This window comes from Ruminococcus sp. NATIVEDY160 (genome assembly GCF_045819885.1).
Taxonomy (GTDB): domain Bacteria; phylum Bacillota; class Clostridia; order Oscillospirales; family Acutalibacteraceae; genus Ruminococcoides.
Genome location: NZ_CP162391.1, coordinates 789016 through 806828, shown reverse-complemented (window position 1 = coordinate 806828; position 17813 = coordinate 789016). Strand labels below are relative to the sequence as shown.

Annotated in this window: 11 protein-coding genes and 1 pseudogene; 4 read left to right on the top strand and 8 right to left on the bottom strand. The window is 52.0% G+C overall.

Features of this window, described 5'->3' with window-relative positions:
- Positions 1-6: 6 nt before the first annotated feature.
- The 5 genes from AB1I49_RS03825 to AB1I49_RS03805 all read right to left on the bottom strand — a co-directional run bounded on the left by AB1I49_RS03825 (position 7) and on the right by AB1I49_RS03805 (position 3104).
- Positions 7-717 (bottom strand): hypothetical protein, encoded by a 711-nt coding sequence (locus AB1I49_RS03825; RefSeq protein WP_316609418.1) that lies wholly within the window; start codon positions 715-717, stop codon positions 7-9.
- An 8-nt stretch (positions 718-725) separates the two neighbouring features.
- A complete protein-coding gene (locus AB1I49_RS03820; RefSeq protein ID WP_316609417.1) occupies positions 726-899 on the bottom strand; it encodes a DUF4250 domain-containing protein in 174 nt (57 codons plus the stop codon).
- 22 nt (positions 900-921) lie between these two features.
- Positions 922-1737: a hypothetical protein gene (locus AB1I49_RS03815; RefSeq protein ID WP_407721400.1), complete on the bottom strand. Its 816-nt coding sequence runs from the start codon at positions 1735-1737 to the stop codon at positions 922-924.
- Positions 1738-1877: 140 nt separating this feature from the next.
- Positions 1878-2345, bottom strand: coding sequence for a DUF4358 domain-containing protein (locus AB1I49_RS03810; RefSeq protein ID WP_316609413.1), 468 nt, complete (start codon positions 2343-2345; stop codon positions 1878-1880).
- Between the two features lie 9 nt (positions 2346-2354).
- On the bottom strand, positions 2355-3104 hold the full coding sequence (locus AB1I49_RS03805) for a GDSL-type esterase/lipase family protein (RefSeq protein WP_316612395.1): 750 nt from the start codon (positions 3102-3104) through the stop codon (positions 2355-2357).
- A gap of 175 nt (positions 3105-3279) precedes the next feature.
- Between AB1I49_RS03805 and AB1I49_RS03800 the strand changes: the two genes are divergently transcribed.
- Positions 3280-4110 carry a pyridoxamine kinase gene (locus AB1I49_RS03800; RefSeq protein ID WP_316609411.1) on the top strand — a complete coding sequence of 277 codons (831 nt, stop codon included), beginning with the start codon at positions 3280-3282 and terminating at the stop codon, positions 4108-4110.
- Positions 4111-4163: 53 nt separating this feature from the next.
- Here AB1I49_RS03800 and AB1I49_RS03795 read toward each other — a convergent pair whose 3' ends face one another.
- From AB1I49_RS03795 to AB1I49_RS03785, 3 genes are all read right to left on the bottom strand, one after another.
- Entirely contained in the window at positions 4164-5444 is a 1281-nt protein-coding gene (locus AB1I49_RS03795) for a carbohydrate-binding domain-containing protein (RefSeq protein WP_407721399.1), read from the bottom strand.
- Between the two features lie 150 nt (positions 5445-5594).
- On the bottom strand, positions 5595-8513 hold the full coding sequence (locus AB1I49_RS03790; protein WP_316609409.1) for a transglutaminase domain-containing protein: 2919 nt from the start codon (positions 8511-8513) through the stop codon (positions 5595-5597).
- Between the two features lie 38 nt (positions 8514-8551).
- Positions 8552-10738: a fibronectin type III domain-containing protein gene (locus AB1I49_RS03785; RefSeq protein WP_407721398.1), complete on the bottom strand. Its 2187-nt coding sequence runs from the start codon at positions 10736-10738 to the stop codon at positions 8552-8554.
- 315 nt (positions 10739-11053) lie between these two features.
- Between AB1I49_RS03785 and AB1I49_RS03780 the strand changes: the two genes are divergently transcribed.
- From AB1I49_RS03780 to AB1I49_RS03770, 3 genes and pseudogenes are all read left to right on the top strand, one after another.
- A complete protein-coding gene (locus tag AB1I49_RS03780; protein WP_407721397.1) occupies positions 11054-15358 on the top strand; it encodes a leucine-rich repeat protein in 4305 nt (1434 codons plus the stop codon).
- Positions 15359-15837: 479 nt separating this feature from the next.
- Positions 15838-17226, top strand: coding sequence for a group II intron reverse transcriptase/maturase (ltrA, locus tag AB1I49_RS03775; protein ID WP_186834113.1), 1389 nt, complete (start codon positions 15838-15840; stop codon positions 17224-17226).
- Between the two features lie 195 nt (positions 17227-17421).
- A pseudogene (locus tag AB1I49_RS03770) lies at positions 17422-17790 on the top strand (alpha/beta hydrolase-fold protein); the annotation flags it as partial.
- Positions 17791-17813: the final 23 nt, after the last annotated feature.

The following is a 17813-nucleotide window of genomic DNA, read 5'->3' as shown; positions in this document are numbered from 1 at the left end:
ATCTCCTTATTTCATCATATTATAGGCTGTTTCGGCGGCGTCAGCCGAAATATCGCACTCAAGTCGGTAAAAACGCACACCGCGCATGACCTCATCGAGCATGCCGAGAACCGCGTCAAGCGCTTCGGCCTTCTTCGGGCGGTATGCAGAACGGTACAGCGCGGCCAACGCCCGTGAAGAAGATATCTCTTCGATAAAATTACTCTCTCCGCGCTCCAGAAGGCAGATCGCTTTTACAGGAAGCGACACGTTCGTACTGAGTCGGTGCGCGCCGTTCCACGGAGTGCCGCAAGCGAAAACCCGACCGGCTGTCACGCGGATCAGCGGCTTGTCGTCGTTGACCATGACAACCTCATGTCCGCGAGGGATCAGAAGCCTTCGCCAGAGTGAGGTGTGGGTGGACTTGCCCGTTCCGCTCGGCGCGATAAAAATATACACCTCGCCGTCGACGGCAATGGCCGAACCGTGAAGAAGAAATACGCCGTAAGAAGCCAAGCCGTCGCTTATCCTGCGGTAGAGCGCGAGCGTTTCGAGATATCGGGAACTGCGCTCCTCTTCAAAATACGGCCTTTCCGCTTCTATATCCTCAGCGCTGACGGATACAGAAAAATCGGGCGCTGCATCGGTGAGATAATCGCGGCAATATTCTTTTGTGGAATTATATTGACAGCTCACTCCGATAGCAACGCCCGCGAGCTTTAGGGTAAAACGCTCCATATCAGCGCCTAAACGAACCTGTTCAGCGCGTCGTCGTAAGCGTAATCGATCGACGACATCTTCTGAATTATGTCAGATTTATCGAGCTGCAAATCGTCGCAGAGCAAATCGAGCGACTTATATTCGTCACGGAGCTTTGTGTTCAGATAGCTGAGCAAAATCATGGGATCCTGCGGTATCATGAATTCACCTCAATAAATATTTTTATGCGGGGATCGCAACGATAGCGGTAATATCGCCCTTTGTGACCGCCGCCGCGTTGTATTTCTTGTCTTTAACGGTCAGCTCAAAGCTGTCCTTCGTGAAGTCGCCGCTCTTTACGCCGATATCCTCAAGGCTTGCGCCTGCTTCAACGCCGTCGAGCGAGCTGCTGATAACCTTGTCCTTGCTGACAACAACGGTGTTGTCGCCGCACTTCTCGGCGAGGTCGCCGCCGCAGACAGCCGCGTAAGACTCGTCGTAATAGCCGATGACCGAAACGCCGCCGTCTTCCTTCTTTACGCCCGCGAGAACGTAATAGGACTTCTTGTCCGCGTTGTACTCTGGATCCTTCATGTACTTGTCGGAAATGCCCTTGACGACCTTATTGAAGATAGCGATATCCTTTATCTCCTTGATGCTCTTGTCCTTGTCGCCCTCGGGATAGCATGCCGTAACTGTACCCTTATCGTCGGTGATATCAAGTCTTTCAAGACCGAGCTCAGAAGCTGCCTTCTCAACGTCCTCGGCGCTTGTGTCAGCGTTGACCTTGCCGGCGGCGTCATTTGCCTTGGAATAGGCGCCGTTCGCGAACGCAAATACAGCGGCGTTTTTGCCCGAATCATATTCGGAAAGGCACTTCTTCGCGGCAGTCTTACCGTCGTCAAGGCTGGAATACGAGCCCTTCGCAGCCTCGCCCGAAGCGCTTGAGGAAGTACCCGAGCTGTCCGAAGCGCCGCCGCAGGCGGAAAGCGATGCGGCAAGCATTATCGAAGCCGCGGCGATCGAGAGCACTGAAAGTATTCTTTTCTTTTTTGTCATTTGTTCAACAACTCCTTTTTTGTAAAATCAGTGCAAAAAATTGCTGTAAATATTATATCACAGATTATACAAAAAATCACTATCTATTTGACATTTTACGTAAAAATTTTTGCGGCGGTCAATGGCGACTGCCGCATTAGTCAGAATTCAAGCTGAGTGTTGTAGATCTCGCGTATCTTGTCGGCGTTCTCCGAGATGAACATGGCGATGTACATTCCGTGCCTGTCAACCGAACAGCTGTCAATCATCTGAGCCTGCTCGGGGTTGTAGTTCTTGTTCTCGTTGTACTTTGCCTGTCTGCGGTTCTCGAGTACTGTCTGGATATGGTCGGCAGCCTCGGTGTTTGACGCCATTATCATGACGATTTCTTCCTGGTTGACTCCCGAATTGTTTATTCCGCCCGCAAATTCGACAACCTCGTCGGACGTTATACCGTAGTAGCGGTCGAGAGCCGACACAAACTGAAACTCGTTCAGCTCTGAGAGCGTCACCTGCTCCTTTATTGAATCAAAAACCTGCGCGAGCGGCTTGACCTTTGACTGCGAGCAGGCGCAAAGGAGAATCGTCGCCGCAAGTACCCCGCACACAGCGGCAATCAGCTTCTTCATATAATCACCTCAGACATTTTGTTTCAGATAATCCGCCCAGATACCGCAGGCTTCGTCGGTAAAGTGGATACCCTGAGCTTCCTCGTCGCCGCAGTATTCGGCGCGCAGATATCCGTTTTCGTCGGCCATAACGCTGTAGATATCGAGGTACTTATAGCCTTCCTCTTTGCAGAACGCCTGCAGCTTTTCGTTGAAGGCGCGGACGTGGGTGTTGCTCAGTTCGTCATATTCATGACCTTCGAGGATAGGAGTCACAGACTGGAGATATATCAGCGCTCCGTCGGACTTCGACTTGAGCTTCCCGATAAGATTGCGTGCGCTTTCCATCGCGCCGTCAGTCCCGTAATTACCGATGTCATTCATGCCGAGCATGACAAAGACCTTTTTCGCTCCCGTCAGCTTGACACAGTCCTCGACGAGCTGAACACTTCCCTTATAATAAGGGTGGACGGCGTCCTCTCTGTCGATATCCCAGAGCGCGCTCTCAAAGCCCAGACTGCCCGCGCAGAAAAACTGTGCGCTGCCGAGAGCCTCGGGGTGTTCGTCGCAGTAGTAATTGAGCTTGAGGGTGACGCTGTCGCCGACAAATACCGCGTCGTCGAACCATTTGGCGTCAACGGGAGCCTTGACATCGTCGTAGCCGAGCTTTGATGCTTCGGTCACAGCTGCGGTTTCCGCCTCAGACGAGCTTTCGCCGCCCGAACAGCTTGTGCATAAAAGCAATGCTCCTGCGAGCATGGCAGTCAGTATCTTTTTCATAATGCCCACACCTTTCACCTTTTTCGTCATTATACCACACTTTCGGCAGGAAGTAAATAATTTTGTGGCTCGTATTATTTTCATCTGTACTCTAACTTTTTGTAATAATTGTACGTTTGACAAAGTACAGTTATCTGATATAATCATGGCGACAATACAGACAGGAGGAACCACTATGAAAAGAATTGTCACTATTCAGGACATTTCCTGCGTCGGCAAGTGCTCTCTGACGGTTGCGCTTCCGATCATTTCCGCTACTGGAGTTGAGGCGGCGATCATTCCAACCGCAGTACTCTCGACCCACACAATGTTCAAGAACTTTACCTGCAAGGATCTGGACGACCAGATTTTACCTATAGCCGAGCACTGGAAAAACGAGGGCATCACCTTTGACGCGTTCTACACGGGATACCTCGCTTCCGCTCAGCAGATCGCAAAGGTCATCAAGCTGATCGACGACCTCAAGACCGAGGGCAACCTCGTTATCATCGACCCAGCTATGGCTGACAACGGCAAGCTCTACCCCGCCTTTGACGAGGATTTCCCCAAGGAGATGGCTAAGCTCTGCGCAAAGGCTGACATCGTGCTTCCCAACATCACAGAGGCATGCTACCTGACAGGCACTCCCTACCGCGAGGAATACGACGAGGAGTTCATCAAGGGCGTTGTTGAAAAGCTCGCTTCTCAGGGTGCCAAAAAGGTCGTTCTGACAGGCGCGCGCTTCGACGGTCACTACGGCGTTCTGCTCTATGACAGCGAAACAAAAACCTATTACAATTACAATCAGGAGCATATCGACGCGGCTTATCACGGCACGGGCGATATCTTCAGCTCGGCGTTCACAGGCTCGCTTGTCCGCGGCAAATCTATCGAGGACAGCATCAGAATCGCTGCCGAGTATACCGCGCGCTGCATCAGAATCACAAAGGATACTCCCGGCTCAAGCTGGTACGGCGTTGATTTTGAGCGCGCTATCCCCTATCTTATCGAATTGCTCGAAGGCTAAAAATATCGGAGAGGTTGATTTCTCAGCCTCTCCGCTTTTTTATTATATTGGACTTATCTTCCGCGGAAGCCGCCGCCTTGCATTCCGCCCATGCCGCCGCCCATCATCTGGTTGGTGATGGTGGTGGTCTCGGTGCCGTTTACGATCATCGTGCCGCCTGTGTAATTCGCCTGACCGTCGTAATCGAAGGGTGACTGCGCGGTGATGTTGAGTGTGCCGCCGTTGATATAGAGGTCGCCGTTGGAGTCGATAGCGTCTGTGTCGCCCTGACCCATCGAGATCGTGATATCGCCGCCGTTGATCTCGACTGTTACGGAGTACGCGCTTGACTTGTTCGCGCCGTTGATGCCGTCGTCGCTCGAGGAAATATTGATCGTGCCGCCGTTTATCTGAACAAAGGTGCCTTCGATTCCCTCGGCAGCGGTGATGTTGAGTGTGCCGCCGTCGATCTGAGCAATGGTTGTCGCCTGGATTCCGTCGCTGCCCGCGTTAAGGTCGAGTGTGCCGCCGCAGATGTAGACATAGCCTGTGCTGTTGTCCTCGTCGTTCTCGGCGTGGATAGCGTCCTTCGATGTCTTGATCGTGATATTGCCGTCCGCGATCGCGATGGAGTCGTTCGCTTCGATTCCGTCTGACTGACAGTTGATAACGATAGTGCCGCCCGTAATCTTGAGGTCGTCCTTACAGCTTATGCCGTTGTCGGTCGAGCTGATGTTGAGAGTGCCCTGACCGTTGAGCACGAGGTCGTCCTTCGAGAAGATGACCGCGTCGGTGTTGGTTGTGCCGTCGGCGGTGAAGGTGCTTGTTACGGAAAGGGTATTGTCGCTCGAGGTGGTGGTGACAAATACCTTGTCGGCGTTCTTAACATAGATACAGGGTGAGCTTGTGTTGGTGATTGAAACGCCGTCAAGTACTATCTGCACCTTGTCCTCGTCGCCCGCGTCAACGGTGATCGTGACGTTTGATGCGCTGCCGCTGATCACGTACACGCCCTCGGAGGTGATGCTGATGTTCTGACCGTCGCTGACGGTGCAGTACTTCGCGTCAGTGAGGTCGGCGGTCTGGGTGAGGTCGCGGTTGGTGAACATCTCGCCCGCGTCGATCATGCCGTTCGAGGTGGTATACGCCGTGGTGATGATCGATTCTGTCTGCTTTGACTGCTTCTGACTTTCGGTTGCCGCTTCGGTTGACGTCTGTGTCGTTGATTCTTTGGCAACGCCCACGGCGGAAATGACTGCCGAGGATTCGGCGGTGCCGGTTCCGTTGATATTGCAGGCTGCAAGCGAACCCGCGAGGATCGCGATTATGAATAATGCTGTAAACTTCTTTAACATAGTGATATCTCCTTTCGGGATTTAATTTCAGTAGCTTTCCTTACTGTAATTAGAAGTGTACACGAGTTTGCTTAAACCAACCTTAAATAAAAAAAGTATTTTAAAAAAATTTCGCACCGCGATTTCTCACGGTGCGATTTGTTATTTTAGTTAACTCCAGACAGCCTTGCCGTCCTTGAAGGTAAGCTCGTATTTGTACTGCGCGACAGTGCCCCAGTAGTGGCTCCTCATCATATACGCGGTATACGCGGGATTTCCGTAACGCGGAAGCTGAGCGTCGACGTCACAGATGTACCATGTGCCGTTTACGAGAACCTCCGTCCAGCCGTGCGGACTTCCGTTGCTGGTTCTTCCTATGCACATACGCGTGCGGTAACCCGCGATTTTGGCAAGACAGGCGTAGCATGCCGCGTAGCGGTAGCAGTTGCCCTTCTCTTTTTTGAACATATCTATCGCCAAAGGCGCTACGTCGCTCGCGTACTTGGGGTGGTCGTAGCTGCGGCTGTACGGGAAATGCGTCGCCATGTACTGGAATGCGTACTTGAAGCGTTCCTTGCGGGTGCTTCCGCTGCACTTTTCCATCATGAACTTGGCGGCGAGCTTTATCTCCTCGCTCTCAATACATACTCCGTTTTCGTCGGCGTAGGTATAGCCCTCGGAAGCGGAACCGACGATCGCGTCCTTCTCGATCTGACCCTTTTCATTATAATAATAGGTCTTGCCGCCGATCTTCTGGTAGCCGCTTCTGAAATAGCCGTTGTCAAAGTAATAGGTGTTGCCGTTTACCTTAACTGTGCCGTTTGCGACCTTTCCGTCGATGTAATACTTCGTGTCGTCAATATACGAGGTGATCAGGCTGCCCTTATCGTCCATACAGCGGAGGGTGTAGGTGTAGAGGTTGCCTGCCTTAGCGGTGGTATCGGCAAACTCGGTGCCCTCAACGGAGTCGGAAAGTCTGCTCCAGCCGCTTTCGGGAGTTTTTCTGTAAAGGCGGTAGAAATTCACTCCGTCGACCGCGTTCCACTTTACAAGATTTCCTTTTTCAGCCTTTGTAACGCTGCCGATCGCGGGCGGCGCCATGAAGGTGTGGGTAAAGCCCTCCCTGTCGTATGCGCTGACGAAATCTCCGTCGCCGTCAAGACAGCGGACGGTATAGGTGAAGGTGTCGTTATTCTTCAGCTTTCCGTGGACAAAGTAGGTATCGGTCGTATTGCCGAGACCCTTCCAGCCGTCATTCTTATCGTAATAGAATACGCGGTACTTCGACGCGCCCTTGCAGGCGTTCCAGTAAAGAATGACCGAATCAAAGCCGTTCTCCGCCGAGGTGATCTTCGGCATTGAAACATAGTAAATCGACTTGCCGTCGTTGAAATAGCTCGTTTCTCTGCTGCTGTCGGCGGTGATGCAGCGTACGGTATAGCCGTAGGTCATACCGGAAGCGGCGGTCTTGTCAACATAAGAAGCGTCGGTGGTTTCGCCAATACGCGCCCAGCCGTGAGAGCTGTCTCTGCGGTAAACTCTGTAGCGGACAGCGGAAGCATTTTTGTTCCACCTGACCTCTACGCCCTCCGCGGTGCGGTTGAGCTCAGAGATAACAGGCGGCGCAAGGTAGGTGTTCTTCCAGCCGTCGCCGTTGTAGTCACTGATGAAATCGCCGTTGCTGTCGAGGCAGCGGACGGTATAGGTGAATGTGCTGCCGTTTCTCAGACCTGAGTGAGTAAACGAGGTTGAATTCGTGTTTCCGAGACCCTTCCAACCGTTCGCCGCGTCATAATAGAACACGCGGTACTTCGACGCGCCGCTGCATGCCTTCCAGTAAATCTCGGCGCTGCCGCTGCGGTTGACGATTTCGGTCACAACGGGAGTTGCGACATAATATATTGACCTGCCGTCGTTGAAATAGCTCGTTTCTCTGCTGCCGTCGGCGGTGATCGCCCTGACGGTGTAGCTGTAGCGGTTGCCCGAAGCGGCGGTCTTGTCGACCCATGCTGCGTCGGCGGTATCGCCTATACGCGCCCAGCCGTGAGAGCTGTCCCTGCGGTAAACTCTGTAGCGGACAGCGCCCGCGAGCTTGTTCCACTTGACCTCAACGCCGTTCTCTGTGCTCTTAAGGCTTGAGATAACAGGCGGCGCAAGGTAGGTATTCGTCCAGCCTGCGGCGTTGTAGGCGCTGATGAAATCTCCGTCGTCGTCAAGACAGCGGACGGTATAGGTGGTCGGGACATTGTTCCTGAGACCGCTGTGACTAAAGCGCGTCGACGAGGTGTTGCCCAGACCGCGCCATGTGCCGTTGTCGAGCCAGAATACCCTGTACTGCGATGCGCCCTTGCAGGCGTTCCAGTAGATATCGGCGCTGCCGTCGCGGTTGACTATCTCGGTGACCCTTGGCGCCGCGACATAATAGATCGATTTGCCCGGGTTGAAATACGTCGTCTCGCGGCTGCCGTCGGCTGTGATCGCTCTGACGGTGTAGCTGTAGCGTGTGCCCGAAGCGGCTGTCTTGTCAATAAAGGTTGTCTCGGTCGTGTCGCCGATACGCGCCCAGCCGTGGCTGTCGTCCATGCGGTATACGCGGTACTTCTTCTCGCCCTTGAGAGCGTTCCAGCTTACGCTGACTCCGCTGTCGGTGCTGTAAAGCTCGCTGATAACGGGCGGCGCCATGAAGGTGTGCGACCAGCCGTCGCGGTTGTAATCGCTGATGAAGTCGCCGCTGCTGTTGAGCGCTCTTACGGTGAAGGTATAGGCGGTCCCGTTCTTGAGGTTTTCGTACTCCATATTGAGCGAAGTCGTAGTCGCGATGCCGTGCCAGCCGTCCGCGCCGAGGTAGAAGAGTCCGTAGCGCGCGGCTCCGCTGTACGCCTTCCAGTAAACGCGGATACCTGTCGCGGTGTTCTCAAAGTCCGAAACCACGGGGTAATTCGCGCTGACCTCGTCGTCCGCAGCGAACGCCGCGGCCTCCTCTGTCTCCGACGCAGCGGCAAAATCGGCGTTCTCAGCGGCTAAAGCCGAGACCGACAATCCGCAGAGCAGGATTCCCGCAGACAGAAGTGAAATGATCTGTTTTTTCATGAATGTTTGCCTCCGAAAAAGTGTATTTGCATAGTCAATTACTTGACAAATTTAATACTTGTACCCTCAGCGTTGAATGAGCTGATATAGTTATCGTGCTCGCCTACGCAGCGAACCGTGTAGGTGTAGGTGTTGCCTGCCTTGACGTCGGAATCGAGCATTGTGACCGAAGATGTGCTGCCCAAGCCCTTCCATGTGCCGTTTGAGCGGTAGAATACGCGGTAATTTGAAGTGCCCTCTACCTTGTCCCAGGTGATCTGAACGCCCTTTGAGGTGTTTTCAAGACGCGTGATCTGCGGAGTGGCAACGCCCTCGTATTTGCAGCTGCTTCCGTCCTTGTTGTAGCCGCTGATCAGTCTGCCCTTGCCGTTGAGCGCGCGGATAGTGTAGGTATAGGTGCTGCCCGCGGTGACAATATCGTCGACAAACTCTGTCGAGGCGGTTTCGCCGAGCCGTTTCCACTCGCCGTCCTTGCCCTTGTAGTAAAGCCTGTACTTTGACGCGCCCGCAACCGCGTTCCACTTGAGTCGGATACCCTTGGCTTCGCTCGTCAGGCTGACAAACTGCGGAGTTTCAACGCCCGTGTAGGTGTATCTCCAGCCGTTCTTATTATAATCGCTGGTGAAATCTCCGTCTTTGTCAACGCAGCGGATAGTATAGGTGTAGCTGTTGCCCGCCGTGACGATCTCGTCAGTGAAGGTGGTTGAAGTGGTCTCGCCGAAGCGCGTCCAGCCGCCGCCTGAGTTCTTGTAGTAAACTCTGTACTTTTCCGCGCCCGGAACAGCGTTCCAGCTCAGCTTTACACCCTCAGCGCTGCTCTCAAAGCCTGTAAGCTGCGGTGTCGCGAGTCCCTGATGGGTATGCTTCCAGCCTGCGCTGTTGAAGCTGCTGATGAAATCGCCGTCGTTGTCGACGCAGCGGATAGTATATGTATATGTAGTGCCGAAGTTTACGTCCGTGTCCAGATACGAGGTTGACGAGGTCTCAGCCATTCTCGTCCATTCTCCCTTGCGGTTCTTGTAGTACACACGGTACTTGTCCGCGTTCGGAACGGAGTTCCAGTTGAGCTTGACGCCCTTGGAGGTGCTGACAATATTAGTAAACGCGGGAGTCGCGACCTTCTTCGGAATCTTGAAGCCGTAAATACGGTAGCCCGTTGAGGTTCGCTTGCCCGAATCCTTGAATTCGTAAATCGTGTTGTCCGCCTCAGCTCCCTTCGCGGGACTCCACTGAACGGCGTAATATGTATTTCTCGCGCTTACCTTTTTATGGTTCGAGTTGAAATAGCCGAGGTTTGTCTGAGCCTTGCCGTTGACCCACAGCTCTGAAATCGCAGGAGCCGACTGGGTTCTCAGATATCCCTTGCCGCTGCCGTCGAGCGCAATGGTGCCGATTCGTTTATCCCACGCGTTCATATCCGAGGGATTTCTCCGCGCAGCCTCCGCCTCGCTCTTTGATGAAAAGACGCAGTACTTCGCGCCGAACGCGCCTGCATGTGTACCTGTCGGATTGATCGCAAGCTCGATGTTATTGGGCTGCGTTACCTTGGCGACCCACATTCCGAGGAAATCACCCGGAGCGTCGATCCTGCCGTAGCTGTTAGGACCTGCGGAATGCCAGTAGCGGTCATGGTCGGAGCTTTCTCCGTAGAAAATAGCGTTGTGGTTATCCTTTGTGCCGTACATCCAGAGCAGGTCGCCCTTCTCGAGAATGCCCGAGGCGAGCGCCTCTTCCTTTGTGCGGAAATATATACGGTATACGCCGAGGTTCGCCCATGTGGGAGTGACCGAGCCCATGATCGGGAGCGAGTTGATCTGTGAGCGTGACGCGCCCGAATTCACGGCGGATTTGTAGAGCACGTGCCAGACAAAGCCCGTGCAGTTAAGCGCCGGTGTGCCCGGAGAGTCGTAATAGCCGTAGGCGCCTGCGCAGTCACCGTTCGGATTGCGGTGGTCGTAGCCAACATAGCGCGTTCCGATATAGTAATTAGGATTGGGGCTGTCAGCGTCGTGGTCGTCCATCCATTTCATATAGGTATCGTAATCTATGCCGAACGCCTCGAGAAAGGTACGGTAGCCCGCGACGGAACCTCCGCCGTAATTTGTGCCGTTCCAGCTTGCAGCGTCCGCCTTCACGGAACCGATATTCGTTCCCGCAAAGAATACGGTAATAAGAGTAATTGCCGCGAGAAAAACAGAAAGACTTCTTTTCGCGTGTTTTTTCATTGTTGCACCGCCTCTTGTATATTTTCCTTCCTATTATATCACAGTTTTTTCCAATTGACAACGGAAATTTGTGAAGAAATTGACAAAATTCGAAAGATTAATAAGCAATTTCAGTCATGATACTCGACGTATAACATGCATTTTTTGCTTTTGTGAAATTAATGGTTGCGAAATGCGCACAACTGTGATATAATATAATTGCCAATTTTTTTGCTAATGGCGCTCATTTTTTAGCGCACATTCAGCTCCTTTCAGGACAGACACGGGCGGCTTACCTGTCTGTCACCTTAATTATCAATTACAGGAGGAATCAAAATGGTAAACCAACAGCATCACTTTTCCAGAAGCTTACTGAAAAAAGCCATTTCGGTAACGCTTGTATTGACTATACTGCTTAGTATGGTCATCATCGGAAACGTCTTCGGTACAGCGGCATTTGCTGCCGAAGGTGATTACACCTACAGCGTCCTGAGCGACGGCACCGCCAAAATCACAAAGTACAGCGGCACTGAGTCGAATGTGACCGTTCCCGCAGCGCTCGGCGGTGTGAATGTTTCGGAGATCGGCGAGAAAGCCTTTCAGGATAACGACGAAATCGAGAGCGTCATTATCTCCGACGGCATCAAAACGATCGGAACCTCTGCATTCGCGGACTGCGATATGCTCGAAAGCATTGAGTTTTCACCGAGCGTTGAGACAATCGGCAAAGAGGCATTCAGAAACTGCCGCGGTCTTCAGGCCGTAGATATTCCGTCAACGGTCAAGACGATCGAGGAAAAAGCCTTCAGCGCCTGCCCGATCCTCGGCACGGTCACACTGCACGAGGGTCTTGAGAAAATGGGCAGCCGCTTTATCGCGGGCACAGTCGTTTCCGAGATCTACATTCCCACGACCGTTACAAATTCAAATGAGTCTTTTGCTGAGACCGAGCTGCTCGAAACCGTAATCTTCGGCGAAGGCATCACCGAGATCCCCAGAGATATGTTTGAAGAAAACAACTCTCTCAGAACTCTGACTATCCCTGACACAGTCACTAAGATCGGAGACGACGCTTTCTGTCAGATGAAATCGCTGGAGTCGATCGAGTTCCCCGACAACGTGACGGAGCTGGGCGCGTATATCTGCTATCAGGATCCCAAGCTTACAAAGGTTACCTTCGGAAGCGGTCTGACTGCTATTCCGAGCAACGCCTTTGAACAGTGTACAGACCTGAAAGAAGTCACGATCCCGGCAAATATCACTTCTGTCGGAAACTTTGCGTTCAAGGATTGCTCAAGGCTCGGGAAGGTGACTTTCAACGAGGGACTGACTGCTATCGGAAGCTACTCCTTTGAGAGAACAGCCGTCAATGATATCACCCTGCCCGCTTCCCTGCAGACCGGCGGCTATTCGTTCAGAAGTTGCGCGTCACTGAAAAGCATAAAATTTGCAGACGGAACAACCAAGCTTATTGAAGGTCTGCTCCAGGAATCAGCGGTTGAAAGCCTCACGATACCCGAGGGCGTTACCGAGATACCGACATCTTTTTGCAACGGCTGCAAAAAGCTGACAACGATCAGCCTGCCCTCCACACTGAGGACAATAGGAACAGAAGCCTTCAGCCACTGCACATCGCTTGATAACGTGGTAATCCCCAAAAGCGTTAAAACCATTAAAGGCCGTGCGTTCGGCAGTACGACCTCTCTGAAAAGCTTCACGCTTCAGGAGGGTATCCAAACAATGGAAAGCAGTATTTTCGAATACAGCGCCCTTACATCGATATATATTCCCAAAACCCTGTCGACAACCGACGGTCCCTTCATGAATTCAAACATCACCGATGTAACGTTCAACGAGAGCCTCGCGACCTTTACCGATAAGCTTTTCTATGGTGCTCATAAGCTGACCGACATCACTATTCCCGATACGATCGTAAAGCTCGGAAACAGCTGCTTAAGAGAAACTAACGTTGAAGCAGTTATCATTCCCGACAACGTCAAAACGATCGGCAACAGCGCGTTTGAACAGTGCGACAATCTCTGCGCGGTACAATTCGGCGCGGGCGTCAGAAAGCTTCCGCAATGGTGCTTCTACGGCTGTGATATTCTGCAGAACGTTATCATTCCCGAAACCGTAAACGAAATGGACGCCAATGTCTTTGAGGCGTCGGGCATCAGCTACCAGAAGCTTCCCCAGTCGATCAAATCAATTCCTTATCAGAGCTTCAAGGACTGCAAAAACCTCACAGAGGTAGTTTGCTCCGACGCTCTTGAATCGATCGGCGACTACGCGTTCGAGAGATGCTCCAACCTCACCACGCTCACTACCGCCGCCGAGGACGTTTCGTTCAACAACACTACCTTCAAGGATTGCCCGAAGTTCAAAGATCCCCGTTTCTATGTATTCAACCCCGCGAACACAGGCATTGAATCAACAGGAAACATCGGCTCGGACAACACCCTCGTTCACTTCACGGTGAAGTACGATATCCGCGACGACTGGAAAAAAGATGATACTCAGATGCGCAAAATGTATCTGAATATCCCGAACGGTATCGATATCGTTACAAATTCCTTCTCCGCAGATGGTTTCAACTTTGACAACGGCTCATACACAGGCGATTACAAGAGCTTTGATATGACCGACGGAAAAACCCGCGGCGAGCTTCGCTTCTCGGCTTATATCAAAAACTCAAGCGACGCAGTCAAGAATCTGAGCGCTGATATCGAGTTCAAGCACAACGGCACCGTCTTCTGCAAGCCGGTCGGCGACGTTCAGTTCACCACCGCGAAGCTCTCTATCTTCGCGCCCTCAACAATTACAGACTCCAACATCATTGTATCCGGCTATACCGCAACAGCCGACAATGACGTTACCGTTACGATCAACCGCCTGAAGAGCGACGGAACAAAGGACTGCACCGTCAGCTACAAGGTGACCCCGAACAAATACACCGGCAAATATACCTCAGACAAGCTCAATATCGTACCCGACGGCAAGACCGCAATCAACGAAGATGAATTCGAGGTTTACGCAGAGAGCGGAAGCGCAAAGAGCGATGTAATTAAATTTACATACGTTCCCGGCGCGGTCAAGATCGTCAAGGCATACGAGACCGTTAATATCACAAAGTTCAACGCGCCCTACGAAACAAGCCAGTCGCACGGCGGTCAGGTGAACGACTACGATATCACGGACGTATTCAACAAGGGCACCAGCCCCGTTGTCAGCATTAACCCCAAGGAAATGCTCCGCTTCAGATTCAAGCTCGAGAACGACGAGAATATCGGCGACATTGTTCTCATGAGCCACAAGGGCGACGAATGGAAGTTCATGCCTCTCTACTACGATGCAAAAACCGGCATGTGGATCGGCGAAGGATATTTCGACATCGCGGACCACGAGCTTAACCCCACACAGAATTATGTACCCGGCGCTCTTAACCTGTTCTTCTTCTACGGCAAGCGTGAGGATTCCTACCGCTCACGCCTGTACGGAAGCAAAAGCGACAAGAATCCGGAGCCTGTCGGCACCAAGGCCGCTAAAGAAGAGATCTTCTATTACGACAAGGACGGCAATCCTCACGGCAACCTCGGCGACTATCACGAGACCGGACGCGAAACCCTTAAAAACGTATTCAAGGACATCGTCACCGGCAAATGGAAGAATATCCCCAAGGACGTAACCGTAGGCGGACTCAAATCGCTGTGGCAGTGGGGCAACACCGATCACAACTTCTTCAGACTGACACACGGCGGCGCTTACATCGGCCCCGACGGTCTCCCCGTTCTTCCGGGCGACGATGCAGATATGTACAACCGCGACGCATCAAAGGACGGCAGACAGAGAAACGCTATCGACCCCTCGGGTATAGTTTATGAGGCAGTTGAAGGCAACCGCGTTGAAGGCGCGACAGCGACTATCTACAAGCTCAACGAAGAAACAAACGAGTGGGAACCCTGGAACGCCGAAGACTATGAGCAGCAGAACCCGATCCTCACAAACGACGAGGGCGCTTACGCATGGCTCACCGACGAGGGCAAATTCAAGGTAACGATCTCGAAGGAAGGCTACGAGGAGCAGACCTCCGAGGAATTCGAGATTCCGCCCGAAAAGCTCGGTCTGAATTTCAGCCTTGTTGACAAGACCACCCACCCCGTCGCTTCTGTTTCGAAAAACGAGGAAACGAACTCCTACACCCTGAAGTTCAGCAAGTTCATGGCTCCCGATACCGTTACGGCTGATACGGTACAGATCGAAGGACTCACGGACGTCAGCATTGAACCCGTTTATCTCAGCGAGGGCGATGAATACGCCGATACCTTCACTGTCAAGGGCAAGAGAACTCAAAAGGAAATCAAGTTCAACATTACAGACTCCGCGAAGAGCTACAGCGGAGTAACTGCCGAGGTGACTACCGAGACTATTGTTGAGACCTTCATTCTCGGCGATGTAAACTGCGACGGCGAGATCGATGTTACCGATGCAACGCTGGTTCAGCAGGCTGTAGCTGAAATCGTTGAACTTACAGACGATCAGAAAAAAGCCGCTGACACCGACGGCGACGGAGAGATCACCATTAATGACGCGACAATGATACAGAAATATGCCGCAGAATTAATTGACCACTTCGGAGAATAAACTATAACAACCTTTCAGGGCTGCGCACACTGCGCAGCCCTGTTTTTTGAGTTTGCCCGAAATGGGCAGTAACTAGGCGGTGAAAGTCCGCTACACGCTTGGCAGTAGGAAGTGTTAGCTGAGGGCAAGGGTGTCCGTTGTGAGGCGGAATCTGAAGTAAGCCTAAGGCAAACTCTCGGTCTGACGAACAGAAATCGCATATAAGGCATTTGCGGGGCGGACGAGTCTGCTCAACAAGACAAAGTCCAATACTGCACGAACCCCGTGGTGTAAATGCGGCAGATATATGAGAGGAAGGTTACTGTTCTTAATCGGGGAGGTCTTGCAAGGCGGCGAAGGACAGGAAGATTGACACCCGCCGAACCCGTGCGGTGACGTACGGCTGAATTGCAAGAAGTCAGCAGAGGTCATAGTACCGAAGGTATTTTTCGGGAAGGACCGAACAATAGCAGTCTTGGAAACGAAAGGAGGAAGGAGCAATGCAAAGACCACAGAAAACGGCGCAAGCCGGCTGCCCCTGCGAGGGTATGTTGGAAACAGAGAGTAACAGGGGAGCGTGCAGTATTGCTTTGACTGAAACGGAGAGAAGAGACGGTGCAGAGGACTTGCTTGAAAGGATACTTGACAGAAATAATCTGAACAAGGCATACCTGAAAGTCAAGAGAAACGGAGGCTCGGCAGGAGTTGACGGAATGACAGTAGAGGAAATGCTGCCATACCTAAAGGAACACCGCGGGGAATTGCTCAACGCGCTGAAAAGCGGCAGGTACAAGCCGCAGGCGGTGCGCAGGGTGGAAATACCGAAGCCGGACGGAGGAGTGCGAAAGCTCGGCGTACCAACGGTCGTTGACCGAATGATACAGCAGGCAATCGTACAGGTTCTGCAACCGATGTATGAACCGCTGTTTTCCGACAGCAGTTACGGATTTCGCCCGAAACGCAGCGCACATCAGGCGATAAGCAAAGCACTCGAATACTACGAACAGGGCTACCGCTATGTGGTGGATTTAGACCTTGCAAAGTATTTCGACACTGTGAACCACGCAATTCTAATAGGTATGCTAAGGGAGCAAATCAAGGACGAAAGAGTCGTGCAATTAATCCGCAAGTATCTGAGAAACGGCGTAATGGAGCACGGCTTGATTAGTCCGACAAGAGAGGGAACGCCGCAAGGCGGTAACCTTTCACCGCTTTTGAGCAACATTTATCTTACGGCGTTTGACCGACTGCTTGAAAGCAGGGGACATAAATTCGTGAGATATGCCGACGACTGCAACATCTATGTCAAAAGCCGCAGAGCAGCCGAAAGAGTAATGGCAAACTGCGTGAAATTCTTGGAGGGTACACTGAAACTGAAAGTCAACCAAACGAAAAGTCAGGTCGGCTCACCGATCAGACTGAAATTTCTGGGATTTTCATTGTACAAAACAGGACGAAAGGCAGGAATACGCCCACATCAAAAGAGTATCAAGCGATTCAAGGACAAAATCCGAGAACTGACGAGCCGCAAACAGGCAAGGTCGGTGGAGATGATACTCAAACGCTTAAAGCGTTACACAACAGGCTGGCTTGGCTACTATTCCATAGCCGATATGGAGAGCCACATCAAGCGACTTAATGAATGGATTAGGCGCAGAATACGGCAGATATATTGGAAGCAGTGGAAGAAAATCAAGACAAAGCACGATAACCTTGTGCGGCTTGGCATTAACAACTCTAAAGCGTGGGAGTGGGCGAACAGCAGAAAAGCATATTGGCGAATTGCCGATAGTTATATTCTGCACAGGTCATTAACAAACGAATACCTTGCATCCGTCGGGTATGATGACATACTCAACAGATACAAGGTACTGCACTCAAACTATTGAACCGCCGTGTACGGAACCGTACGCACGGTGGTGTGAGAGGTCGGCTGCTCAATTAATGGGCAGCCTCCTACTCGATTTACAGCGCATAATAAATCCCCTGACGCAAATAAACGCGCTGAAACAATAGTGCTTACTTTACTGTAAAAACAAAATGCGCAAAATTCCCAGTTTTATTGACATTACACGGCGGTAACGGGAATGTCGCTCGGCGGTCTGGAAACATTCTATATCAACATGGAGTATCCCGAAGTATTCGGTACAGCAGGCGCTCTCTCCCCTTCGTTCTGGACTAATGACGACGCGGCATGGAGAAGCTTCCTCGGCGAGAAGGATTTTACCGATAATACTCCGTTCATTTACCTTTACACAGGCCCCGCCGGCGGAGATACGGATCCGTATGTAACCGAGATGTATGAACGTCTGAAGGATATGGGTTATCCCGCAGACAAAACGGCGTTCCATTACAACGAGTACGGCGGCCATCATGCCAACTACTGGCGCGCTTACTTTTCTGAGCTTTTGTCAGCTATGGCGTTTCAGAAGGTTGAACCTCTGCAAAAGTAAATACAGCAAAAAAGGAACCGGAG